A 25,057-nucleotide genomic window follows, 5' to 3' on the forward strand; every position below is an offset into this window, starting at 1 on the left:
ACTCCTGCTTGGCTCCCCTGTATATAGGCGTTCGCCCCTGCGGCGTATGGTCAGGCGAGAAGTGCCCGGCAAAGGCGAATGCAGCCTAAGCATTCTTCCTGCACTAACCTACAGCGGTGCGGCCGACTAAGCTCTATCTGCGCCTTCCGCTTCCCATGCGGCAACTTCCTCGCGTACCCGCGGCGCCACTTCGGTCCCCAGCAGCTCGATGGCTCGCATGACTTCGTCATGAGGCATCGAGCCGACCGGCACGTGCAGTAGAAACCGGGTAATGCCGACGTTCTTGCGGAGATGAACGATCTTGCGTGCGACCGTTTCCGGGTCGCCAACGTACAAGGCTCCGTTAAAGCTCCGCGCGGAATCAAAGCTGGAACGGTCGTAACGCCCCCAGCCCCGCTCCCGCCCCAGCACGTTCATGACGGCCTGGGTAGAAGGGAAAAACTTGTCGGCCGCAAGCTCCGTAGTCTCGGCGATGAAGCCGTGCGAATGCGAGGCGACCGTCAGCTTCGAGGCGTCGTGCCCTGCGTGGGCGGCCGCTTTCTTGTACAGCTGCACGAGCGGCGCGAACTGCAACGGGCTGCCCCCGATAATGGCCAGCACAAGAGGCAGACCGAGCAGGCCCGCGCGGACTACGGACTCCTGGTTGCCTCCGCTGCCGATCCAGACCGGCAGCGGATTCTGAACCGGACGCGGATACACGCCCAAGTTGTCGATAGCGGGCCGGTGGCCGCCCTGCCAGGTCACTTGCTCGGACGCCCGGATCTTGAGAAGCAGTTCCAGCTTCTCGTCGAACAGCTCGTCGTAATGGTCCAAATCGTAGCCGAACAGCGGGAACGATTCGATAAAAGAACCCCGGCCCGCCATGATTTCCGCACGGCCGCCTGAGATTCCGTCCAGCGTGGCGAAATCCTGAAACACGCGCACGGGGTCCGCCGAAGAGAGCACCGTGACCGCGCTGGTCAGCCGGATACGGCTCGTCTGCGGCGCGGCCGCGGCGAGTACGATTGCGGGAGAAGACGCCGCATAATCCTTTCGGTGATGTTCCCCTACCCCGTACACGTCCAAGCCCACCCGATCGGCGAGTACGATCTCTTCCACAACCTCACGCAGCCTTTGCGCGTGGCTGATCACCTCGCCGGTATGAACGTCCGGCGTCGTTTCCACAAATGTGCTTATCCCTATCTCCATTTTGCAGCCCTCCTGATTCAAATAATTTGTCTTCTCGCGGCTTTCAAAGCATACAGGTCCGAATCGACCGTTGTATCGTTTATGAAGTTGGCTTTGGCGGCTGGAGTTAAGCCTGTTTATAAACCTCGGCCATGAGTACTTTTTTGTACGGCTGGAATTCTTCCTCGCTCATAGGCTCCGGATAACTCATAATTTGCAGAGCAAGCTCCGGCTGCCCTTCCCTGAGAGGCGGCTGGAAATAGTCGAAGGCGTTCAAATGAAAGCCGAGGCGTTCGTAAAATTCGATTCTCCGTTTGGAATCGGTGTCGTTCGCGGGCTCTACCTCCAGGATGACGGGAGTTGAAGAACCGCTCGTATAAGCCGCCATCAGCTTTTTGCCTATTCCTCCGCCCCGCTGTTCCGGATTGACCGCGATATGTTCCACGAAACGAAACGCTTCGAATTCCCAGACGCCCATAAAAGCCAGGATTTCCCCGCTCTCGTTCCGGCTCACGTTAAGCCGGTAAGCGGGATGAGCGAGCAGCGCCCGCTGCCCCTCACAAGTCCTTATTTCCGTATCGGGAAAAGAGGCCTCCATTAATTCAAATACTTCATCAAACTGAACCTTGTTCATAAAAACCCTTCCTTTCGATATGTCCTTTATATCTTAAAATTAAGATTCTTTCTATAGTTACCGAGCCTCGCTTGTCCCAACGGAGACCTGCCCATACGGCCATGCAAAAATAAAGCCCTCCAAGTCAGAGGGCTTCCTGATACAGGCTCGTTTTTATTCTATCCCGCATTAAATTTTCTTAACGAACTCCGATTTTAATTTCATGGCTCCAAAGCCGTCGATTTTACAATCGATATCATGGTCTCCGTCAACGAGACGGATGTTTTTTACCTTGGTGCCTATTTTCAGAACAGAAGAGCTTCCTTTAACTTTCAAATCTTTGATGACGGATACGGAATCGCCATCCTTTAAGATGTTGCCGTTGGCGTCTTTGACGACCTTTTCTTCTTCCCCGTTCCCGGGTTCGGCATCTACATTCCATTCATGGGCACATTCCGGGCAAACCAGAAGATTCCCATCCTCATAGGTATATTCGGAATTGCAGGCAGGGCAGTTTGGCAGATTCGACATAAGTTCGTGTTCTCCATTCGCTGGTCGGTACCTTCTTTCCTTATATTCTGCCACACTCTCATCGTCCTGACAAACATTCCGCGGTTCGCCCGCCTAAAAGTCATTCAACGTGGAGCCGGGAGCCGCTAATTTTCGGTTTCGCTCCTATTTGACGATGCCGAACTGGTCGTACAGAGCGGTCGCGCCCGATTCCGTGGTCGTATAAACCTGGAACGTGATTTTATCGTTTGCCACGGTAACGCCCGTAAACATTTCCTTGCCCGGCTGGCCGTATTTATACGCATAAGGGAACGGCCCGGACTTCGGCGTGTACCTTTTGTTTCCGGCAGCGTTGCTGACCAGATAAAGGGTCCCCTTCGGATTAATCAGGTTCCCGTCTTTGTCCACCGCCGCGTCCTTCTGCGGCACATTATTGTACATCGGATAGGTGCGCGTATACGTATGATCGTGGCCGCTCAACACGACGTCAACGCCGATTTCATCGAACAGAGCCGCAAGCTTCTTGCGGAAGAAGAGAACATCGCTGTCGGAGGAATGATTCGCTACGGAATAAGGCGACTTGTGGAACAAGACGATTTTCCACTTCTTGTCCGTCTTGGCCGCTTCCGCTCTCAGCCACTCTTCCTGCTTCCGGTACACGGCGTCGGTTCCTTTCGCCTCGTTGTACTCGGTATTGATGACCAGAAAACGGGCGGGACCGTAATCGAAGGCATAGACCGACCCGTCCGGCTTCGCTCCCGTATTGGAGGTGTTCGGCAGGTTGAAGTGGTACCAGAAGTTGTTGTTGGACTTGCTCTCATGGTTGCCGAGCGCAGGCACGAGAGGCGTCTTCTTCAGAATGGCCTGCGGCTTGCCCAGCAGCCAAAACCATTGATTCTCGATGTCCCCGTTGTCTACCAGATCCCCCGTGACGGTAACAAAACGGGCCGCGGGAAATTTCTTGACCGCTTCCTCCAGCGTGTGGTTCCAGGTCGCGTATTCCCGCTCGGTCGTACCCTGCAGGTCCGTCGTGTAGAGGAACGTGAACGCACCGCCGCTCTGTTCCTCGGTTTTGAACGTGCCGGGCTCGCTCCAGTTCCCCTCCTGGCCGTCTCCGGCGCGGTACGTGTACTCGGTGCCCGGCTTTAAGCCCGTTGCCGTAACCTTATGATCGGCGTAAGCGGTCTTCTTGCCCGCACTCTTGTCCGAGCTCGACTGATAAACCTGGATCGGCGCCGTGCTCCCCTCGAAGGAGATGACCCCGCTATCCGGCCATACGCCGCCTGTGACGAGAGACGATTCCACCACCTGCAGCTTCGTTCCGGTAACGGCGGGATCGGTATACCAGGCGAAGCCCTGCGAGGTTTTGGCATCCCCGTTGAACGTCAGCGCCAAAGCCGTCGGAGCCTTGGAGCCTGCCGCGGCCGCAATGGAGCTTCCCAAAACTCCGGCGTCCACTCCAGGTAAAACGACGGACACCGCCATGAAAACAGCCATAGGAGCGACGAGCCATTTGGACCTGCTGAATTTGTACATCATACACACCCCTTCGAACAAGAATGAAATCACCTCATCCTAGCAAAGAAGTGTTTGGTAAATATTAACATTTTATTTGGGGCAGATTAATTTCCTTCCCCCTGGCAGCTTGAAGTTCGCCCTCCCGTGTCCGCCTCGCTTTCTGTCCGTACTGCCATTTGATATAATGACAGGGCCGAGCAAGAGCAATGGAGGAATCTCTATGAATCTCGCGGAAAAAGTAAAAGCCCTTCCCTTAACTCCCGGCGTCTACCTGATGAAAGACCGTCTGGGCCATATTATCTATGTGGGCAAAGCCAAATCTCTCAAAAAAAGAGTCCAAACCTATTTTCAGCATTCCAAAGCCCATTCCCCCAAAGTCAAACGACTCATAAGCAATATCCGCGATTTCGAGGTCCGTCTGACCGACACGGAGTTCGAGGCCTTTATGCTGGAGTGCCGGTTAATCAAGCAGTTGAAGCCTCTGTATAATAAAAAAATGAAAAATCCGCTCGCCTATACGTACCTGGTCATCCGCAACAGCCGTGAGGGCCTCCGTCGGCTCGACATTACGAATGACCCCGCCGGACAGGAGGGGGACCTTTTTTTCGGGCCCTATACGAGCAGAAGCACGGTGGAAAAAGCCGTCCAAGGGCTGCAGGAAAGCTACCGGATTCTTTGCAGCAATCCTTACGCCAGGCGTTCACCCTGCCTCAATCATTCTCTCGGCTTGTGTCTGGGAATGTGCACCGGCAGCGAAGACGCTCTAAGAGCCTACAACTCCGTGCTCGATAAAATGATTACTTCCCTGAACGGGAGCCCTCCGATTGTTCTGCAAGATCTTGAGCAGCGGATGATGGAAGCGGCCGAAAGTCATAATTTCGAAGCCGCCGCCAAATACCGGGACCTGATGAAAACCTTCGGTTCCCTGATCCGCGGTGAGAAAGTGATCGGATTCGCCGAAGAAGACCGGAATATCGTCATCCTGGAACCCGTTAACGAACGGGAGGCTAAACTCATCCTCGTTAAAGGGAACCGCATTGTCCGGGATACCAAAGTGGAGGCTCCGGACGCGGACCGGAACGGGCCGGAAGCGCCGCATAAGCTCCACACCCTGGTGCGTTCGGCCATCCTGGGTACCTTCCGTCAAGCAGATCCGGCGGCCCCCCGCCCCAAAATCAGCCGGCACGATATTGACGAAGCGCAGATTCTGTACAGCTTTCTGCAAGGAAGCGCCCGCAGCTACCTGATCGTTCCCGAACATTGGCTGATTCCCGGGCATGAAGGCGAGCTTGGAGAAGCGGTTGAAGGGTTGATTGCAGGGTATGTACGCGCACAAAATAGCGCCGGGGACCAAGATGGCCCCGACGCTTGAACCTTTTATGCGAATCACGAATTTCTTACTGGCTGGTACTGTTCCGGTAGGCGGCAACGAGTCTCTCGGTATGCTTTTGCTTTTCCGTAAGAAATTCGTTCACGTAGAGGCTTCCGTTTCTGCGGTTGAACGCTTCGGTCAGCTTGGCAATTTCATGGTCGATCCAGGGTAAAGTAACGCGATCCGACTCGGCCAGCCTTTTCCTCCGCTTCGTCTTTCCCCACTCATTCAGAAACAAACGAACCGCGTAAAAATATTGCAGACGGGACCAGCCTATTTTGCTCTCCAGGCCGTATCTTATCGTCTGCTCATAAAGTTTCGTCGCCCTAGTCATATCTGTTATGGTGAAGAATTCGAGAAAAACCCCGTATTCCTCCAAATATTGCGGACCTTCGAGCTCACGGACTGCTTTCTTCGCAATTGCGACGGCCCTGTCATACTCTTTTAATTTCATCAAAGGGATGATAATCAGGCTGTAGGTATTTTGCGGAACCGATCCGCATACCATCCTGCCTTCCAGAATGGGCTTCACGGCCTGCATGCCTCTTTTTAAATGATTCATTTTAAATGAAAATTCCCCGAATAAGTTCTGTTCGCAGGCCTGGCAGTCCGCCAGTGAATCCCTCGGCGTCGACCTCCACAGCTTATAGGACTCGGCTGCCTCCTGAAACATTCCAAGCGAGATAAACAAGTTTACCCGCTTCTGGTGGTAGGCTCGCAAATTATGCCCATGCCGGATGCATCTTTCTTTAAAATCCTCAAACATCCGCTCAATCTGTTCGAACGTCATTTCGGGCATTCTCCATATGCCGTTCAGAATCCATTTATAATGCCATAATAAATAAAAATGCGGGTATCTCCCCGGATTTTTATCGAATTTGGCCACACACCAGGCAAACGAGATTAACATTTTTTCTGAGAAGCCCGCATCCATGGCCGCTGACGTGTAATCCATCCGAACGTTGTAAGAGTCTTCTTCCGTCATGTAAAGATCCGCTATTCGAATCATTTCCTCCAGAACCGCCAGCTTTTGTTTCCCATCCGGCATAGTCCAGCTTACGCGCCTCAATTCATCGAAACGGTTCTTCATTGTTCTACCTCAGGCATCCGGTCCAGACCCATATTCATGAAATGAAACAACGATTCATTCATCATGGAGAGCTCTGCTGAACTTAAGGGATGGTTCCCCAGCAATAGGGCTTGCGTATAAAACAACTCGATGCATGCTTTCTGGGCTTCCAAGTCGCGAGATTCCATGGCCTTCCGGACAATGGGATTGTTATAGTTATAACAAAGCCGCGCAAAGGGCTGATCATACAGCTCATTCTTGATGACGCGCACGGCTTCAGCGAATAAAGGATTCGCTTCCTTCTCGCTCTCTTCCGCCAGCTTAAAGAAATTAACTTCCTGATTCGTATTGTATAGAACCGGAATGTCGGCAGGCTCAAACCATCTGACCACGGAGCGGCACTGGAAACTCCGGAGTATTTCATTGGAATAATCAAGGAAAGGCCGAGTTTCTTGTTTCTCCATGACGTTCAGCTCTTTAAACCGGTTTGCAAATTCCAAAATATCCAGCACATCAACGGAAATATCGTCCTTCACGTTACGCAAATTCAGTACGAGATCCAAGTCATGAACATACCCGCCATTGATCACCATCAAGTCCTGCGCCTTAGCCACCCGCGCTACCTGCCGGAATTCATCCAGAGTAGGAGCCACTAACAGATGGGTATGATTTTCAAGAATTTCCGCCATTTTAAGATCACCGAAAGAAGTTTCAAAACTCAAGTGCTGGATAAAAAGCTCGTACAGCTCTTCATCTTCAACAGCCATTGTTTTGATAGAAGCATAGTGTACCAGTACGATGCGTTTAAACAGCTCCTGATTTTCCTGGGATAATTCGATTAGATAGTTCTTGATGCACTCACCAAGTTCATCTCTTACGCTAAAGAACAGATCATTTTCCTGGAAAGCCTCCCGCGAAGCTGTCGGCCGTAAATTCTCCGTATTAATAATCCCGTTCACGAAAAAAGCCCAGGGCGGCAAAACATTGCTCATCTTATCGGATAAAAGCATGCCTTTCAAATAAACACGATGCTTTTTCTCATCTTGAAGACTGACAGCATAAGGCAGGATAGAAGCGATGCCCTTCACGCCTCCTATAACTGAGGTCAGTGAAATTATATCCATGGGCTTGGAATAGGCCGTTTCCTCTACAAAATCCATTGCTTCTTGCTTGTCCATATTCCATGGCGGGATGGAAGTATTCACGTTCAGTTCATAGTTGTCTTCGGTCAATATAATCGGTGTCGGCAGAAACTCCCCGTATTTCTCCAATAACTCTCTCAACCGGTAAAACTCGAAATACTCCTCGTAATCCGTTTTCGCTTTCAAATAGATCGTAGTTCCTACAGGGACTTGGCGCTCTAATTTTTTGATCGAGTAGGTGCCGTCCGGCTTTCCCCGCCATTCCAAAGAGTCGCCTTCCCCGTTTGACGAACGGGTAATCAGTACGATTTCTTCACTGACGACAAAACAAGACAGAAGACCGACGCCGAATTGTCCGATATAATCGTCTGCAAGATCCTGATCTTCTCTTTTGGTGGAACTGCCGATCTTAGCGAGAAATTGCTCAATTTCCTTTTCCGTTAACCCGCAGCCGTTGTCGGAGAAAGAAATCGTATTGGAAGAGAACACCTCAACTCTTACTTCTCCTTCAAACTCCTGGCCGAGTCGTTTTCTTGCCGTAACGGCGTCTATGCCGTTCTGAAGTAATTCCCGGATAAAAACTCCGGGATCGGAGTAAAGGTGATTCGACAGCAAATCAATGACTCCTTGTAAATTAACTTGAAAATTCATCGTTTTCATCGTCCTTTTAAATTTATAATCACGGATTGGTTAAAATTAGTATATCAAATTGTAAATTTAGGAGTGTAGATAAAAATTAGCTGTATTTAGAGTTTATTTTAAGGTTAATTGTCCTTATTTGTTTGAATGGCAATAAAATAAACATTCACTACTACGTGCAGGATATCGGCAAAGGAACACCGGTTATCGCATGATGATATGGCTGGAATCCCTGTACTTCCAGGCGCATTCCGGCAGGAGTAATTCCGCCCGGAACCGACTTGCCCCGATTACTCTCCGAAAAAGACAGCACCCCTTACCCGATCACGGATCGTTCCCTTTCCGGGAAAAACCGTGAACTTGTAAGGGGTGCTTTTTTTAACAAGACGGGTTGTTTAACGTATCCGCAGGAATGCCGGTCTGGATGGTGAACACGAAGACTGCTCCCTTTTCGACATTCGACCGGGCATAGATGGTTCCGCCCATCAAGTTGACCAGTGTTTTGCAGATCGACAAACCAAGGCCCGTGCCGCCGAATTTCCGGCTGATGGTAGCGTCAATCTGCGTAAAGGGCTGGAACAAGTGATGCATTTTATCGGCGGGAATGCCGATTCCGGTATCTTCCACGATAAACTCAAGGGTGATCAGCTTATCATCCACCCTTTTTTGACTCACCGTTGCCTTAACGCTGCCGGTTTCCGTAAATTTGACCGCGTTGCCGATCAGGTTGTTCAGCACCTGTCTCAGCCGGTTGGAGTCTCCGATCAGGATCTTGGGAATTCCCGGCTCTATGTGCGTCTCCAGAAGCAGATTTCGCTCGCGTGCAAGAGCGCGGAACAGATCCATCGTTTCTTTCAAACAGACTGTCAGATTGAACGGCTCGTAGTCAAGCTCCATCTTACCCGATTCGATTTTGGTGAAATCGAGGATATGGTTGATGACGGAGAGCAGAGCGTGTCCGCTCGTATGAATAATCTCGGCCATTTCCGCGTCGTCCTGCTTCAAATCCGAAGCCATCAATATATCCGACAAGGCAATGATGCCGTTCAGAGGGGTGCGGATCTCATGGCTCATCATCGCCAGAAAGCCGGATTTGATCCTCGAAGCGACCTCCGCCGTTTCCTTAAGCTGGGTAAGCACGCGGTTCGCGTCTTCCAGCTCCAAGGTTTGTTTCTGAAGCTCGCCGGTTTTGATTTGAAGCTCTTTGCGCGCTTTGTACAACCGTACAAAGCCTTCGATTTTGCTTCTTAACACGCCGGAATGAAAGGGTTTCGTCAAATAATCAATTCCGCCGGCCGTATAAGCTTTCATATAATCTTCGACTTCCGGGGTAAGGGCGGTGAGGAAAATGATCGGAATGTCCTCCGACTTTTTGCGTCTCTTGATTCGTTCCGCCGTTTCGAACCCGTTCATATCCGGCATGAGAACATCCATAATGATGAGGGCATATTCGCTCTCCAGCAAAAATTTCAAAGCCTCCATACCCGAGGAAGCCCGGATTAACTGGTAAGGCGTATCAACCAGCAGCGCTTGTATCGTCAGAAAATCTTCCGGCCGGTCATCGACCAATAAAATGCGAATCGGATACTCCATTCTAATCCCCCGTTACAAGCTCGCACAGATCCTTCAAGTGATCTAAGTGATCAACCAGGTCTTGAGCATACTGACTAACTGTGTGGTATTAATCGGTTTCGAGATGTAATCGGAGGCGCCTGCCTGCAGGCATTTAATCCGGTCCTCGTCCATAGCTCTTGCGGTCAGCGCGATGATGACAAGCTTCTCGAACTCCGGCATTTTGCGGATCTCCCTCATGGTCTCGTAGCCGTCCATCTCAGGCATCATGATATCCATGAATACCAGATCGACTTCGGGATGATTCCGGAGAATGCTCAAAGCCTCTTTGCCGTTCTGGGCAAACTGTATATTCATGTTATACCCTTCCAGCACACTGGACAAAGCAAAAATATTCCGCATATCATCGTCAACCAGTAAAATGTTCTTGTCTTGGAACGCCGCTTCAGGATTATGAAGCTTCTCGATCAACTGCTGTTTGTCCGCCGGCAGATCCGCATGTTTACGGTGGAGGTATAGAGCCGTTTCATCGTACAACCTCTCCATGGACCTTACATTCTTGATCACGATGCTTTCCGCGTAATGATGGAGGCGCTGCTCGTCCTGCTTGTTTAATTCCTTGCCCGTAAAAATAATAACCGGCAGCGTCTGGAGCTTGCGGTTGGTCTTCACCTGCTCAAGCAGATCGAAGCCGGAAATATCGGACAGACCCAGATCGAGCACCATGCAGTCAAAATGATGGGAGGCCAGCTGTTCCAGCGCCTCCCGGCCCGTTGCGACCGCGACGATGTTCACGTCCGGATGGGCGATAAAAGCGACTACGCTGCTGCGCAGAACAGGATTGTCCTCCACAATGAGCAGGCTTTTGGTACGCCTGCGGATGTACGATTCAATCTGCAGGAAGGCCGCTTCCAACTCGTGAACATCGTTCGGCTTCTTCCAGAAGGCGAGCGCCCCCATGGCCAGCCCCTGCTGGTTCTCTTCGGCCGTCGATATGACATGAATCGGAATATGGCGAAGCTCCGGCCGGCCTTTCAAGCGGCTGATAATGGACCAGCCGTCCAGTACGGGAAGCTGGATGTCGAGCAGAATCGCATCCGGCTTGTACGCGTGAGCCAGAGCCAGACCCTGGTCTCCCTGGGAGGCGACAATGGCTTTGAAGTTTCTCTGCCGCGCCAGGTTCAGGAGCGTGGACGCAAATTCGGCGTCCTCTTCAATGATCAGCAGCAGCGTATCGCCCGGCTGCAAGTTGTCGCGGTCGTCCTCCATCTCCGCGAGCTGGAGCAGCTTCGGATTCGAGATGGAGATGTCCGGCACGAAGGATTCCTGGAAGCTGCTTTCCCCCCGCTTGGCCTGCTCGGATGCGGCGGACATGGTGTCGCTGGCCGCTGCGGCTTGGGACACGGCGATGCCGGGCTGCGCAGCCGGCAAATGCAGGGAGAAGGTGCTGCCCTCCCCTTCCGCCGAGCTGACTTCGATCCGGCCGCCCAGCAGCCCCGCCAGTTCCCGGCAGATGGTCAGGCCGAGACCCGTGCCGCCGTATTTGCGGCTGGTCGTGCCGTCCGCCTGCTGGAACGCCTCGAAGATGCTCTCCAGCTTCGAGGCGGGGATGCCGATCCCCGTGTCGGTGACGGAGAAGACGATTTCCTCGGCGGGGGCCTGTCCGTCTCCGCCGGTTGGAGCGGATGCGCCGTGAACGGAAAGCGTGACGGCCCCTTTTTCCGTAAATTTAAGCGCATTGGACAGCAGGTTGTTCAAGATTTGTTGAAGTCTGTGGCCGTCCGTCAGGATGCTCTCGGGAAGCCGTCTGTCGCTGTGTATGTCGAAATGAATATTTTTCTCCTTCGCCTGCTGTTCGAAATGACGGTACAAGTGACTGCTGACATCTTTCAGGTAGGTCGGCTCGACGACGGCCGTCATTTTGCCGACTTCCAGCTTCGCCAAGTCCAGAATCTCGTCAATCAGCGTAAGCAGGTCCTTCCCTGCCGAGAAAATCGTATGGATATATTCAAGCTGCCTGGAATGTAGGTTGCCTTCCTTATTTTCCGCAAGGATCTGGGACAGGATCAGCAAACTGTTAAGAGGCGTCCGCAGCTCGTGCGAAACGTTCGCAAGGAATTCGGATTTATATTGAGCCGCCATAAAAATTTCATCGGCTTGCTCTTTAATTTCGATTTTCTGCCGCTCGGTCAGCTCGACCTGCTGCTTTAGATTTTCATTGGAGGCAAGCAGTTCCTCCGCCTGCTCTTTGAGCTCGTCGGCCTGTTCGGCGATCTCGGTCTTCTGCAGTTCGGTCAGTTCCATCTGCTCCTGAAGCTGCTTGTTGGACTCGAACAGTTCTTCCGCCTGTTCTTTCAGCTCGTCCGCCTGCTGCTTGATTTCCTCTTTCTGAAGCTCCGTAAGCTTCATCTGTTCCTGGAGCCGCTCGTTGGAAGTTTGCAGACTACCCGCCTGCGCTTGGAGTTCTTCGGTTTGAGCCTGCAGCTCTTCCGTCTGGCTTTCGAGTTCCTCCGCCTGCATCTGCAATTCCTCGGTCTGAGCTTGCAGCTCCTCTGTCTGGGATTGAAGCTCCTCGGTTTGGGCCTCGAGCTCTTCCTTCTGCAGCTGGGTTTCTTTCAGGAGCTCGCCGATCCGCACCACATCCGCCAGCGTATTCAGCAAAATGCCCATATTGGCGCTGGTCTGATCGATTAACTGGCGTTCTTTGGACGTAAAATCGCGCAGCGAAGCCAGCTCGATAACGGCGACGACTTCATCTTCATAGCAGACGGGAACAATGATTAACGCCGCCGGCTTCGTCTCGCCGAGCGCCGAATGAATTTTCACATAACCGTCCGGAAGATCATGCAGCAGGATCGTCTGCTTATCCAGGGCGCACTGGCCTACAAGGCCGCTGCCCAAAGCGATCGGCTGCCGCCGCTCCGCCGCCGTATCATCGTAAGCGTAGCCGGCCGCGAATTGAAGCAAGCCGTCCTTGGGTACATAGAGAGCCCCGTAGGCAGCTTGTACGCATGAGGCCAGCTTGCCGATGAAAATTCGCGAGGCCGTCCCGATCTGAACGGACCCCTGCAGCAGAATCGCCATCTCCGTGACATGGACGTTAATCCACGCCTGCTCCTCCGCTTCCAGGCGCAGAATGCGCTCTTCTTCGGTTTTGTTGTACAAATCCACCGCGAGAGAGCGGAAGGATTGTGCCAGCTGCCCGAATTCGTCCCCCGCCTCGGCGGAACGGTCGGAAGGATCTACCGTACCCTGCGCCATGTCTCCGACGATCTGCGAGACCCTGTGCATGCCTTTATTAATCCCCCGGTGAATACCGGTAATAAGATAAACGCCCGTAGCCAGACCGATCAACCCTAATATCAAAGAAAGAGCCAAAAACACTCCGTCTAAAAATATGCAAGCCATCGCGGTTAAGCCGCCTATAACCAGGATTGAAACGGCGGTTCCCAACCACACCTTCCCTTTAATGTTCATGCCTTTCCACCCTGCCTTTCCTCAATAAAGCAATTATAACTTTCCGCGGTCGTCATGGGTAGTGCGGGATAGGTCGGGGCAGGAAGCAGTATTCTCCAAAACAAAAAAGACTGCTCACTTGAGCAGTCTAAAAAGGAAGCTCATTATTTTCATAATGGAGGCGTTAAAGTCGGAATAATCATTAAGGGGTACTGCATGTTGTACAAACTCCAACAACCTTGCCCTTTAATTCGTTCAGGGATAGGCTGCGAAAAGTGGAGGTATTGCTCCTGGACCAATCATCACCGATCACGAAGACTTCATCCCCGTTCAAAGTGATTTCTTGTACCTCTTTCTTATAGATTTCTTCGATCAGATTTTGTTTAGCCGGCTCCTCTATGTCACTATTTTGGAACGCTTTGTAATCATATCCCCGAATATGGGCAGCCCCATAGAACGCGGTAAGTTTGGCCCCGTTAATATAAATTTGTCCGTTCGTTATGTTTATTTTCTCATTAGGAAGCGCGACGACCCTGGATACGTCATGATCCCCATAGTACACGATATCCCCTCTTGCCACGTCCCGGGATTTGTAATAGGAGGTGTCCACCGCCACATTCTTCTCTAGTTCATGTCGGCCGCGATTCATTGCGTCACTTAGCGGATTAACGACGGTATGATTCCCGGCGGACACTTCTGCAACGGACTCCTTCGTAACTTTGTCATCTATCGCCTTTTCGGAACATGCGGCAAGTGAACCTAGCAGAAGCGCCGCTAAAAGCCATTTTTTCATCGTCCATCCTCCTAGAGTCGTTAACTCAATCGCCCAAGGTTCGGCGTAATGCTTCATAACACCGAATCTCGACATTTCGAGCGGGGCGCAAAGCTCATTCAGTGTCCTCCCGCCCGATCCAACCGGAGTACCTCCTTTTACGGGCACGTTTTAAAAAAGTTGCTCGGTACTTTATATCCGGCAACCGCCCATCCGGCTTATCTTTCCTTCCCTTTCTTTCCCCTAACCTTTTCCGCCTCCATTCGTCCTACTAACCATAAAAGCAAATCCGCAGCAGGGCGCATCCGGCTAACCTTTTTACCCTTTCGCAAAATTTTTTTTTGAAAACCGGTGAACTTTTTCGGTCCGGAGAGCCAATCTCTCATGTATACAAGTTCAGGGGGCCCTCGAATGAATGATGAACAGCTCGAACATTGGCTCGACCGGCTGGCGGCCGGGGATCAGGAAGCGATGGAAGAGATCTACCGCATGACCCGGCGCAAAGTTTACGGAACCGTCGCCGTGCTCGTCTCCAATAAAGAAGACGTTAACGATATCGTCAGTGAAATTTACTGCCAGCTATGGCGCGCATTGCCCGGCTATGACCGCAGCCGTCCTTTTCATTTCTGGCTGAACGGGATTGTCATCCGGCAGGTAAGCAGCTGGCGCCGTCAGCTCTGGAGACGATTCCGTCTGACCGACAAAACTTCCCGTCTGAGCGAAGAGCCGCATGTGGAAACGCCGGATGAAGCTCTGGCCGGCAACGAACTCCGGCAGGATGTGCGGGATGCCATTAACAAGCTGCCTTATAAACTCAGGGTGGCCGTAATATACCGCTATTTCTACGAGTATACGTACGATGAAATTGCCGAACTGCTGGCGATTCCGCCCGGTACGGTAAAATCCAGAGTTCATCTGGCCTTGAAGCGACTGCGCGCCAAATTCGACACTCAATTGGACGGGGAGGCTTATCCGAATGTCTATTCCAAAAAACATTAAAGAAGCGCTGAAAGATCAAATCGAAAACGCCGAGGTTCCGCAAGAAGTGGATCGGCGTGTCCGCCAGTCTTTCCTCGAATTTCATAAGAAAAAGGAGTCCAAACCCATGAAAAAAAGACTTGTCGCTTTCAGTATCGCCGCCGCTATTCTTATTCCTACGAGTGTATTCGCCTCCTTGGGCGGAACATCTTACTTCTTCAAGGAATCCGCCAACATCAACGGGCTGGTCAACGAAGGCACCAAGCGTGCCCTGTCCGAAGGCTTATCCGTTCCGATGAACGAGAAAATTACCGATCACGGCCTCACCGTCCAGTTCTCCGAAGTATACGTAGAGGACAGCAAAGTGCTCGTGCACTACAAGATCACCGGAGAAGACGGGAAGCTCGTTCCTTACGAATTCGATACCCGCGGCCTTAATGTCCTCTATGACGGCAAGAAGAACGGCAAGCAGGTCGAGAATCCGACCTACCAGGAGAACGGATTGGACGGTTTCTCGGTCCTCAGCTTTATCGGCACAGGTAAAAAGGACCGGCTCCCGTTCACCTTAACGGACGCGGCCGGAAACGTGATCAACACGGGAATCGCCGAGAAAGACCAGCCGGAGGGTGTGCTTGCTTTCGTCACGAGCGGAGCCAAGCTGCCTGAGTCTATCCGCCTGAACGTGAACATCGACCGTATCGGCGCCACGAAAGGCAGCTGGAAAGCACAGTTCACGATCGACCAGAGCAAGGCCAAGCAGGCTTCCGAGAAAGCGCATTGAGTTTTGGCTAATGATAATTTCGAGAAGATGAATCAGGAAGAAGACGCCGGCGGCCCGGCGTCTTTTTGACTTGCGCCCCATTTACCGTTTTTCGCTGCTCGTTGATTCTCTTAACAGATACCGGCAAGGTTTGTGCTTATGCTCTATTTTCCTGCCGTGCCGTTCCTATTACTAGCATTTTACATATCGTAAATTGAGATCGTTTGGGAGTCTACGGATAGGAGGAACGAAAAATGAAAGACGGCTCAATAAAATCTGTTAAAAATCTGGGAGTTTCCGTTATCACATGCACCAATCGCCGCAATTATTTGAAAAATCTGTTGGATAATTACAAGAGACAAGACCACCCGACTAAAGAACTCATTATCATTGTGAACAACGATAAGATACCGCTCGCCCCCTACCGGGAATTAGCCAAGAAGCTTCGGAATATCCGCATTTTCCGTGTTTCGGAACGAACCTCTCTCGGCGCTTGCTTGAATTACGCGGTCAAAAAAGCCAAGTACGGCTACGTTGCCAAGTTCGATGACGACGACTATTATGCCCCCTATTATCTCACCGAAAGCTTGCTGACCTTCCGGCAGACAAAAGCGGATGTTATAGGAAAGCGGGCTCATTATATGTACCTCCGCGGGTCGAAGACGCTTATTCTTCGTTTTTCGCAGGATGAAAACCGTCCCGTCACCCAATTGCCGGGAGCTACTCTCGTCATTAGACGCGACGTTTTGAAGAAGGTGCCGTTTCCGGACCGGAACGTGGGGGAGGACGACCTTTTTTGCCTGAGAAGCAAGAAAAAGGGCTTCAAAGTCTACTCCGCGGGAAAAGACAACTTCGTCGCCATACGCCGAAAAAACTCCAGCAACCATACCTGGATCATCAGCGACCGGGAACTGATCGCTCATCATAAGAAAGTCTCCAACGTCAACGATTACAAGAAGTTTGTACAAAGAAAGCCTAAGAGCGGTGTTCTCTAATGGCGAAGCCGGATGTCGTTCGGCCGGAACACGCCGTTTCCGTTATCACTTGCACCAAACGGCGGGACTGCATGGAGAATCTTTTCCAAAACTACAGCAGACAGAACTTTAGACACAAAGAATTAATCGTGATCCTGAATCATGACAACCTGAATGTGAGCGAGTATATTAAAGCGGCAAAAGCCTATAAACAGGTACGGATATACAGCCGGCCCGGGCTTGTATCGCTCGGTAACTGCCTGAATTTCGGCGTCCGACTATCGAAATATGACCGGATCGCTAAATTTGACGATGACGATTACTATGCTCCCGACTATTTGACGGACAGTATGCGGACCATGGTGAGAACCGGCGCCGACATCGTTGGGAAGCGGGCCCATTATATGTATCTGAACGGGACAAAGACCCTCCTTCTTCGCTATCCCGCCCGGGAAAATCAATATGTCTCCCTGGTGCAAGGGGCGACCCTTCTCGTGAAGCGGCACGTGTTCGATAAAGTCGGCTTTCCGGACCGCAACCGGGGAGAGTGCGTGAAGTTCTGTGCCGACAGTGCGGCAAAAGGGTTGAAAATTTATTCATGCAGCCGATATAACTTTCTGGCGATTCGCAGGAAAGATTCCAAAGATCACACGTGGACCGTAAGCGACCGGCAGCTTTTGGCAAGAAACGCCAAACTGGTGAAAGCGGACAACCCGCAAAAATTCGTGAGCCGCCGGAGTTTAGATTCTTGAGCTTACGGTAATGGAGGACGGCAGCCGAGAGTTTCCCGGTTGTGCTTCATCCGTAAGGCGGCCTACAAAAAAGCACCGTTCGAATGAACGGTGCTTTTGCCGACCTCTTATGGCGAGATGGTTTAAACAACGGGCCGCACAAGCCTTATCCCGTCTGCGGTTACGTGCCGCAGAACGTCCGGTACGGACTGTCGCAAGCCTCCGGCAGCGTGGAGTAAACGGCTTGTTCGGGAGAGTGCGCGAAGGGGCTCGCCAGAACAGCGAGCAGCCGCTCCATCACACTGTAATCTCCCTGTTCCACCGCGGCTTCCAGCGCCTCTTCCACCCGGTGGTTACGGGGGATTACGGCAGGGTTGCTGCTGCGCATCAGCTCATGCGAGGCGGCTGCCGATTCCGGCTGCCTGCCCCGTCTCGCCTGCCACAGCTCATGCCAGCGGGTAAACTCTTCGGCCCCGGACAAGGCCGTGTCTTCCGGTTTATCGAACGTTAAGGCGAGGAACGTGTTGGTGTAGTCGGCCCTGTGTTTTTGCATCCAACCGAGGAGGTCCTCTATAAGGGACTCGTCTCCCTCCTCCTCGTTAAAGAGGCCGAGCTTCGCCCTCATACCGGCAAGGTAGCTCCGGTTATGCAGCACGCCAAACTGCGCGATTGCCTCCTCGGCCAGCTTGATGGCCTGCTCTTGATCGGCATGAATCAGCGGCAGAAGCGTTTCGGCGAACCGGGCAAGGTTCCAGGCCCCTATGTGCGGCTGATTGCCGTAAGCGTAGCGCCCGTATGTGTCGATGGAGCTGAACACCGTCTCGGGGTCGTAGGCGTCCATGAAGGCGCAGGGCCCGTAGTCGATGGTCTCACCGCTGAGGGCCATGTTGTCGGTGTTCATCACGCCGTGGATAAAGCCGACAAGCTGCCACTTGGCAATAAGCGCGGCCTGGCGCTTGATGACTGCCTGAAGCAGCGAGAGATAGCGGTTCCCGCTGCCTGCGGCGGCTGCTTCCGGGTAGTGTCTCTGCAGGGTGTAATCGGCCAGCGCCTGCAGATCCTCGGCGGAGCCCCACTTGGCGGCGAACTGGAAAGTCCCGACACGCAGATGACTCGCCGCCACGCGGGTCAGAACGGCGCCGGGCAGCTCCGTTTCGCGGTACACCGGCTCGCCGGTGGTCACCACAGCCAGGCTGCGCGTAGTGGGAATGCCGAGCCCGTGCATGGCCTCGCTGATGATGTACTCGCGCAGCATCGGCCCGAGAGCCGCCCGGCCGTCGCCCCGGCGGGAATACGGGGTGCGGCCCGGCCCTTTGAGCTGGACGTCCACCCGCTCGCCGCCGGGAGTGATCTGCTCCCCGAGCAGAACGGCGCGTCCGTCGCCCAGCATCGTAAAGTGCCCGAATTGATGCCCTGCGTAAGCTTGGGCCAGCGGTTCCGCGCCTTCGGGAATCCGGTTGCCGGCAAACACTTCGGTCCCCTCGTTGCTTTTAAGCGCTTGACTGTTCAGCCCCAGAGAAGCCGCCAGCGCATCGTTAAAAATGACTACATCCGGCGAAGCTGCGGGAGTCGGATTCGTCTTGGCAAAAAATATTTCCGGCAGACGGGCATAACTATTGTCAAAATTCCAACCGGTTTCCGGTCCTGCTTTTTTATCCGTCATCTTATCTCCTTCTGTTCTCGATCATTTATTGGGATCGCTTAACGGGTTTAGATAGGAGTGCGCCTCTACGCAAGGCTGTGTCTCCTCGCAGAGTCCTGCCCTTTTATAAACGTATATTACCCTTTCTATACCCGAATCACTCCCTGCCGCCTATTGGCCGAAGTGAGCCGTCTCTATGTAACCCTGTGTACCTTGCTGGCGTGAACGTTGGGCTTGTCTGTGCATCCGCCTCAAGCCGGGAGGCTTACTTCATTATTCTCTCATCCGGGATAAAATTTCAAATCTTTTTTAAGCTGCCGTTTTAAACGATAAAAAACAGCCCCGCATAACGCGGAGCTGTCGCTGTCTGACTCTCATCCGTTTTTCGGATACATATGCTGCAAATAACGCCAGCGGATAAGAAAGAAATAAACAACCTGAATTCCGATGAAAGATAAGAAAATGAGCACGGAATTCATCCAGACGGAGAAATCCACGAGGTGCTGCAGAGCGATAAACGCTACCCCGCTGTGTACAAGCGCCAGGACGATCGGCAGGAAGAACATGAGCAGCAGCTGCCTCGTCACGATCCGCCGCAGCTCCTTGTTCAGCAGGCCCATTTTCGCGATCATCCGGTACTGTTCCCGGTCCCGCTCCATGTCGGCGTAGAGCCGGAAGTACAGGAGGCTGGCGGCGAAGGTAAAAAACACGACGCCTACCATCGCGCTAATGATGAACAGCAGTCCGTTGGTCTGCTTATCGGACAGCCAATCCAGCACCAGCGCATCGAATGCGAAGCGGTCGAATTCATTCTTGCCGATCTCTTCTGCCAACGCGCTCGCGACATCCCGGGTATTCTGCCAATCGGCCACGTAGAAAAAATTAAATTGCAGCTGCGTGTTTTCAATCTCCGGCACGGTTTCAAACATTCGATCGGAAACGACAACGGTATAGTGGCCGTCCGGCAGGATGACCGTCGGCACGTACTGCTTTACCGTTACGTTCTTTTGCCAGGTTTCACTTATTCCGAGGTCGATGGAGTCAGGCACGATTTCCTTCTTCTCTTTAATTTGAGTAGCCAGAAAGAGGCTGCCCGGCAGCAGCAGGCTTTCCCCTTCCGCCAGTTCCTCCGTATCGCGCAGTCCCAAGGTTTTGGCCAAAGCGTTGAATTCGCTCTGCTTAACGAGGATAAGGCGCCCCCACAGCCGCTTTGCATGGACAACGTTTAAGTCGTAAGCGAAGCCGTGGTCAGCCAGTTGTTTTTTGATCAGGGAAACAACTCCTGTTTCCTTTTGAACGCTTAGGTCCATTTTGTACGTGAAGGCATAGGGATTCTCCATCTCTTTCAGTCCGGGATGATTCGTAGCCAGTACGGTGCCGATCCCGGTAAAGGCAATCGCCGAAACGATCGTGATCATGAAAAACATCGTCGCGTTGTCCTTCATGCGATACGCCAATTGCGATAAAACCAGCAGGTTAGTCCTTTTGAAGAACACGCGGTCCTTCCGCTTCAAACTCCGGAGCGCATACACGCTGAACTGCGTAAACAGGAAGTACGTGCCTGCGACCACCAGGCCGACACCGGCAAAAAGCAGCCAGAACGAGTGAAAGTACCTGTAGACGTAAACCATCACAACGCCGTACCCGGCCAGGATCAGGACAATCGCCAAAACCGAAAGCAGCCGTGAGGGCTTCGGCTCGGGCTTCGGTTTTTCATCCGACCGGAACAAATCCGCGAGCCGGCCGGCTTTCACTATCCGGGAGGTGACCAGCGCGACAACGCCAAACAGCAAAGCGAATGCAGCAGCGGTCGTAACAATGGCCAGGACCGGTATATAGAAGGTCAAGCCAACCTTGATGACGAGCAGCTTGGCAATGCCGAGCAGGATCATCTTGGTGAAAATAAGCCCCACGGCAATACCCGCTGCAATCGAAGCTCCGCCGATAAATAAATTCTCGATAAAAACGAGCCGGCGCAGCTGCCTCGGGGACATACCGTGCATCATCAGAATACCGAATTCCCGCTTGCGGGTTTGCAGAAAAGTGCCGGCCGAGTACAGGCAGAAGAAAAACGAAAAAATGAAGAGGATCACTTGCGAGAGGCGCATGCCGTCGGTTGCCAATGCACTGATCGTTCTGCTCGTCGATCTCAGCTCTCCCTGCAGATCGGGATGAAACAGCAGCAGGGCATAGACGAAAAAAACAAAGACGGAAAACGAGCTGCTTAAGAAGTGGGCCAGATAGACCCGTTTGTTGCGGATGACGTTATTAAACGCGAACTGTCGGAAAGTCATGTCTGTAGCCTCCTAACAGCGAAAGGGCGTTGATGATCTTCTGGTAAAAGACTTCGCGGTTTCCTCCCTGCGTGATCTCGTTATGAAACCTGCCGTCCTTGATAAATACTACGCGGTCGCAGTAGCTTGCCGCCATCGCATCGTGCGTGACCAGCATCATCGTCGCTTCCTGCCTCTTGTTCATTGCCGTCAGCAGTTCCATGACATCGCGGGCCGATTTGGAGTCCAGATTGCCTGTCGGTTCGTCGGCAAGCACCAGCTTCGGCGAATGAATCAACGCGCGTGCGATAGCCGTCCGCTGTGCCTGCCCGCCGGAAATCTCGTAGGTCCGCTTGTCCAGGATCGGCGTAATGCCAAGCTGCTCCGCGATCGGCTCAAGCAGGATTTTCATCTGATCCAGCGCGACCCCTTCGAGCGTAAGCGGCAGTAAAATATTTTCCTTCACGGTCAGCGTAGGCAGCAAATTGAACGATTGAAAAATAAAGCCCAGCTTGCGTCTGCGGAACAGTGCCAGCTCGTCCGCGTTCATCCGGTGCGGATGATTGCCGTCCACGCAAACCTCGCCCGATGTCGGTTCGTCGATGGTCGACACCAGATTGAGCAGCGTCGTTTTACCGCTTCCGGAAGGTCCCATGATGCCGATGAATTCCCCCTTCTCAATCGTCAGGTTAATATCGGACAACGCCTCAAACGGCATCTTTTCGTTGTAAATTTTGCACAAGTTCGTCACCTTCAAAATATCCAAGCCAAACACGTCCCTTCTTGCTTCTAGCATACCCCAAGCGATTCGCCGCTCCTATATCGCTATCTTGCGCCAATCTTACAGGGATGAAAGATTCCGTGAACGCACACACCGGTCTATATACAAAAAGGCGAAGAGTGATCGCTCACTATTCGCCCTACTCGGTCGCGTACGGAAAAATGATGCGGACGGCCGTCCCTTTGCCGGTCTCGGACTCGATCTCCACCCGGTGATGCAGACGGTCCGCAACTTCCTTCACCAAATACAGGCCCATGCCTGTCGATTCTTTAAACTTCCGCCCGTTTTCGCCTGTAAAAAACGGATCGAACACCCGCTTTAAATCGGATGGAGGTATGCCGACGCCTTGGTCCGTGACGCTTAGAATAACGGCTTTATCCTGCGCGTGGGCCTTGAAGACGACCTTCGTCCTGCTGCCGGCCGAATAAGTAATGGCGTTCGAGATCAGCTGCTGGACAATGAACCGGAGCCATTTGGCGTCACTCTCGACCGTGACGCTCTCATCAATCAGAAGCTCCGGATGCACATAATGCCGAATGAACGACCGCCGGTTATCCTGAATGACCTCGTTCACAAGCTCTTTCAGCCCCACCCGGTAAATATGGAAGTCCTGCGCGAACGTCTCCCGACGCGCCATATAAAGCACCATTTCGAGCCCGTGGCGCAGCCGGTCGGACTCCTCCGCGATACTGGCAAACCGCTCGTCTTCGCCGTTCTGCGTGATGAGCTGGATGACCGATAGCGGGGTCTTCATTTGGTGCACCCATTGATTCATGAACGTCAGGTGCTGCCGCTGTCTTTCCTCCCGCACGTGCTCCAGCTGTTTACTCTCGCGGTACCGGGCATCGAGAATCTTCGTTAAAGACGCTGCCAGCGGCGCGCGGCTCACCTTAAGCTCCCGCGGCAGGACGTCGCTCGGGTCTGAGATGTACCGGTAAAACGCCCGAAGCCGGACATAGCGGTACATCAGATACACAAGCAGAACGCATAGGCCGAGAAACAGCGCGTACAAAGCGGTCCCCAGATGGTTGTATCCGTCCAGCCAGCAAATAAGCAGAATGACCAGCATCTGCACCAGGCTGAACCCGATAAGCGGCACATGGTCCCGTACAAACAACCTCATCGCTTCGTTTCGCCCTTCCATGTGAGGTGCAGCCGGTATCCGACGCCGCGCAGCGTTTCGATGGCGTCGTCGATGCCGAGTTCCGCCAGCTTTTTGCGCAGCCGCGTGATATTGACACTGAGCGCGTTATCGTCGACATAGCTGTAATCGTCCCACAGCTTGTCGAGAATCGTCTCCCGGCTGGCAATCCGGGGACAATGATGCATCAGCGTCTCCATCAGCAGCGATTCCTTACGCGTCAAAAGCGTGGACTGCTCCTTCAGCCGCAGCTCCATCCGCTCGGGATACAACACCAGTCCGTCCCGTTCCACAATGCGTTCCTTCGTCGCATAATCGCCGTAGACGCGCCTGATCTGGCTGCGGATCTTGGCCATCACGATTTCGTAATGGAACGGCTTCGTGATATAATCGTCCGCCCCGCTCTCCAGCGCCATCACCTGATCCATTTCTCCGCTGCGGGCGGAAATGAAAATAATCGGACACGTGGACACCGTCCGAATTTGGCGGCACCAGTAGTAACCGTCGTAGCTCGGCAGGTTGACGTCCAGCAGCACGACCTGCGGAAGCTGCTCTTGAAATAATTCCATCACACGCTGGAAATCATCTGCTACAATCGCTTCATCCCCGTATTTTTGAATGTGCGACTTCAACAATTCCGCTATTTTGGGATCGTCCTCGACGATCATGATTTTGTTCATCCCGGGAAAACCCTCCCTTTTGTGCAAATGCCTCGGCGTCACCTCCATTAAACCACAAAAAAGCGCGTGTCCCAATAAGGGACCTACTTGTTGAGAAGCTATATCTCCCTCAGCAGAGCAATGACCTTCCGTTCGGTTATAATCTTAAGTAGCACTTTATTTTAACAAGAACCGTATACTCCCATTGAATCTCCAGTTACAGGAGATAGTAAACTAACTTTTCGGAGGTGAGTGGTTTGTATTCAAAAAGCGGCACGGATTCGCAGAAGCAGCAAGCTTCTGATTCTATAGACCAAGAGCGGACTTATTCGATCGGGGACGTGGCCAAAATAATCGGATCTACCATCAAAACCGTGCGTTACTACGATGAGGTCGGATTAGTAAAGCCCACTACCTACACAGAGGGAGGGCACCGGTTGTACACGACGCAAGATATATGGCGTTTAGAGCTGACGATAACTCTGCGTTACTTGGATTTTGGAATTGATGAAATAAGCCAGATCATCTCCCGGGAAACACCCGTTGATAAAGCACTTGACTGGCAGATCGAGTCCTTAGAGCTACAGGTAAGCACGCTGTCGAATATGATTTCGATTTTGCGAATGGCGAAGGAGAATGAAGGGGATTCCCTGCAGTATGTCTATGACCTGGTCCATGAACGGGCCGTCAATAACGAAAAGCGAAGCCGTTTCATCGCGAAAAGAGTGGAAGAATCCAAATTTTTAGAGGGCGTTCCTGCGGAATGGAGAAGCTCACTTCTTTATAACTTTAACAAGCACATTGTAAATCAGACGAAAACGTCGGCCAAACAAACCGTTGCTTGGAACGAGTTACAGGAACTTATTAACGATCCCGAGTTTATTTCGGACCTTAGAAAAGATGAGTTTCTGTTTTTTAATATGGTCCATCAACCTCGATTGGGTGCGGACGCATGGGTCAAGAACCTTGAGGGAATACACACCCGGTTAAATACGGCTTTGAAGCGCAAATTAGGTGCCGAAAGTCCTTTTGTACAGGCCATTGTAGAGGATACGGCCATGCTGTATGCGAACTCGGAGCAATCGGTTGATCAAGAAGAGTTTTTTCGCTACTTTGCCGAATATTCACAGAGAACCCCATCGGAACGCATCGAACGCTTCAACACGCTATGCTCCCTCTTGAGTCCTAAATTCCGCTTGTTTTCTCAAGGAAACCTCTTATTGCTTCAAGGTATAAAGTGGAGGCTTGAACAGATGTAGCCGTTAACGAGAAGACGAGGGCTATTCGC

At 52.5% G+C, this 25,057-nt stretch carries 20 protein-coding genes; 6 read left to right on the forward strand and 14 right to left on the reverse strand.

Annotated elements, in window-relative coordinates; translation table 11 throughout:
* Positions 1–126: 126 nt before the first annotated feature.
* The 4 genes from PCH01S_RS18220 to PCH01S_RS18235 form a co-directional block, all read right to left on the reverse strand.
* Entirely contained in the window at positions 127–1,188 is a 1,062-nt protein-coding gene (locus tag PCH01S_RS18220) for an LLM class flavin-dependent oxidoreductase (protein ID WP_042231513.1), read from the reverse strand.
* Between the two features lie 106 nt (positions 1,189–1,294).
* Positions 1,295–1,801 carry a GNAT family N-acetyltransferase gene (locus PCH01S_RS18225; protein WP_042231515.1) on the reverse strand — a complete coding sequence of 169 codons (507 nt, stop codon included), beginning with the start codon at positions 1,799–1,801 and terminating at the stop codon, positions 1,295–1,297.
* A 168-nt stretch (positions 1,802–1,969) separates the two neighbouring features.
* Positions 1,970–2,311, reverse strand: coding sequence for a zinc ribbon domain-containing protein YjdM (locus tag PCH01S_RS18230; protein WP_042231519.1), 342 nt, complete (start codon positions 2,309–2,311; stop codon positions 1,970–1,972).
* Positions 2,312–2,455: 144 nt separating this feature from the next.
* Positions 2,456–3,826: a metallophosphoesterase gene (locus PCH01S_RS18235; protein WP_255246853.1), complete on the reverse strand. Its 1,371-nt coding sequence runs from the start codon at positions 3,824–3,826 to the stop codon at positions 2,456–2,458.
* 202 nt (positions 3,827–4,028) lie between these two features.
* Between PCH01S_RS18235 and PCH01S_RS18240 the strand changes: the two genes are divergently transcribed.
* A complete protein-coding gene (locus PCH01S_RS18240) occupies positions 4,029–5,180 on the forward strand; it encodes a GIY-YIG nuclease family protein (RefSeq protein ID WP_042231525.1) in 1,152 nt (383 codons plus the stop codon).
* A 25-nt stretch (positions 5,181–5,205) separates the two neighbouring features.
* On the opposite strand, the gene PCH01S_RS18245 is transcribed toward PCH01S_RS18240, so the two are convergent.
* The 5 genes from PCH01S_RS18245 to PCH01S_RS18265 form a co-directional block, all read right to left on the reverse strand.
* Positions 5,206–6,270 carry a hypothetical protein gene (locus PCH01S_RS18245; protein ID WP_042231528.1) on the reverse strand — a complete coding sequence of 355 codons (1,065 nt, stop codon included), beginning with the start codon at positions 6,268–6,270 and terminating at the stop codon, positions 5,206–5,208.
* Complete coding sequence (locus PCH01S_RS18250) at positions 6,267–8,042, reverse strand: HSP90 family protein (protein ID WP_042231530.1); 1,776 nt, start codon at positions 8,040–8,042, stop codon at positions 6,267–6,269. Before PCH01S_RS18250 ends, PCH01S_RS18245 begins: the two co-directional genes overlap by 4 nt.
* A gap of 366 nt (positions 8,043–8,408) precedes the next feature.
* Positions 8,409–9,623, reverse strand: coding sequence for an ATP-binding response regulator (locus tag PCH01S_RS18255; protein ID WP_042231531.1), 1,215 nt, complete (start codon positions 9,621–9,623; stop codon positions 8,409–8,411).
* Between the two features lie 42 nt (positions 9,624–9,665).
* Positions 9,666–13,079, reverse strand: a complete 3,414-nt coding sequence (locus PCH01S_RS18260) for a response regulator (protein WP_042231534.1) — start codon at positions 13,077–13,079, stop codon at positions 9,666–9,668.
* Positions 13,080–13,260: 181 nt separating this feature from the next.
* Positions 13,261–13,851, reverse strand: a complete 591-nt coding sequence (locus tag PCH01S_RS18265; protein WP_042231537.1) for a S26 family signal peptidase — start codon at positions 13,849–13,851, stop codon at positions 13,261–13,263.
* 390 nt (positions 13,852–14,241) lie between these two features.
* Here PCH01S_RS18265 and PCH01S_RS18270 point away from each other — a divergent pair, with 390 nt between their 5' ends.
* The 4 genes from PCH01S_RS18270 (at position 14,242) to PCH01S_RS18285 (ending at position 17,294) form a co-directional block, all read left to right on the forward strand.
* Complete coding sequence (locus tag PCH01S_RS18270) at positions 14,242–14,829, forward strand: sigma-70 family RNA polymerase sigma factor (RefSeq protein WP_042231538.1); 588 nt, start codon at positions 14,242–14,244, stop codon at positions 14,827–14,829.
* A complete protein-coding gene (locus tag PCH01S_RS18275; RefSeq protein WP_042231540.1) occupies positions 14,807–15,589 on the forward strand; it encodes a DUF4179 domain-containing protein in 783 nt (260 codons plus the stop codon). Before PCH01S_RS18270 ends, PCH01S_RS18275 begins: the two co-directional genes overlap by 23 nt.
* A gap of 233 nt (positions 15,590–15,822) precedes the next feature.
* On the forward strand, positions 15,823–16,563 hold the full coding sequence (locus PCH01S_RS18280) for a glycosyltransferase family 2 protein (RefSeq protein WP_042231542.1): 741 nt from the start codon (positions 15,823–15,825) through the stop codon (positions 16,561–16,563).
* On the forward strand, positions 16,563–17,294 hold the full coding sequence (locus PCH01S_RS18285; protein WP_042231544.1) for a glycosyltransferase: 732 nt from the start codon (positions 16,563–16,565) through the stop codon (positions 17,292–17,294). The genes PCH01S_RS18280 and PCH01S_RS18285 overlap by 1 nt, the downstream gene beginning before the upstream one ends.
* 160 nt (positions 17,295–17,454) lie before the next feature.
* On the opposite strand, the gene PCH01S_RS18290 is transcribed toward PCH01S_RS18285, so the two are convergent.
* From PCH01S_RS18290 to PCH01S_RS18310, 5 genes are all read right to left on the reverse strand, one after another.
* Positions 17,455–18,936 (reverse strand): protein adenylyltransferase SelO, encoded by a 1,482-nt coding sequence (locus PCH01S_RS18290; RefSeq protein ID WP_042231546.1) that lies wholly within the window; start codon positions 18,934–18,936, stop codon positions 17,455–17,457.
* Positions 18,937–19,289: 353 nt separating this feature from the next.
* The gene (locus tag PCH01S_RS18295) at positions 19,290–21,209 is read right to left on the reverse strand and encodes an FtsX-like permease family protein (protein WP_042231548.1); all 1,920 of its coding nucleotides are present in this window, start codon (positions 21,207–21,209) and stop codon (positions 19,290–19,292) included.
* A complete protein-coding gene (locus tag PCH01S_RS18300) occupies positions 21,184–21,954 on the reverse strand; it encodes an ABC transporter ATP-binding protein (RefSeq protein WP_042231551.1) in 771 nt (256 codons plus the stop codon). Before PCH01S_RS18300 ends, PCH01S_RS18295 begins: the two co-directional genes overlap by 26 nt.
* A gap of 154 nt (positions 21,955–22,108) precedes the next feature.
* Positions 22,109–23,092, reverse strand: a complete 984-nt coding sequence (locus tag PCH01S_RS18305; RefSeq protein ID WP_042231552.1) for a sensor histidine kinase — start codon at positions 23,090–23,092, stop codon at positions 22,109–22,111.
* Positions 23,089–23,790 carry a response regulator transcription factor gene (locus PCH01S_RS18310; RefSeq protein WP_042231553.1) on the reverse strand — a complete coding sequence of 234 codons (702 nt, stop codon included), beginning with the start codon at positions 23,788–23,790 and terminating at the stop codon, positions 23,089–23,091. The genes PCH01S_RS18305 and PCH01S_RS18310 overlap by 4 nt, the downstream gene beginning before the upstream one ends.
* Before the next feature lie 227 nt (positions 23,791–24,017).
* Between PCH01S_RS18310 and PCH01S_RS18315 the strand changes: the two genes are divergently transcribed.
* A complete protein-coding gene (locus tag PCH01S_RS18315; protein ID WP_241688769.1) occupies positions 24,018–25,028 on the forward strand; it encodes a MerR family transcriptional regulator in 1,011 nt (336 codons plus the stop codon).
* Positions 25,029–25,057 lie beyond the last annotated feature (29 nt).

The sequence above is a fragment of the Paenibacillus chitinolyticus NBRC 15660 genome (genome assembly GCF_000739915.1).
In the GTDB taxonomy this organism is placed as follows: Bacteria; Bacillota; Bacilli; order Paenibacillales; family NBRC-103111; genus Paenibacillus_F; species Paenibacillus_F chitinolyticus.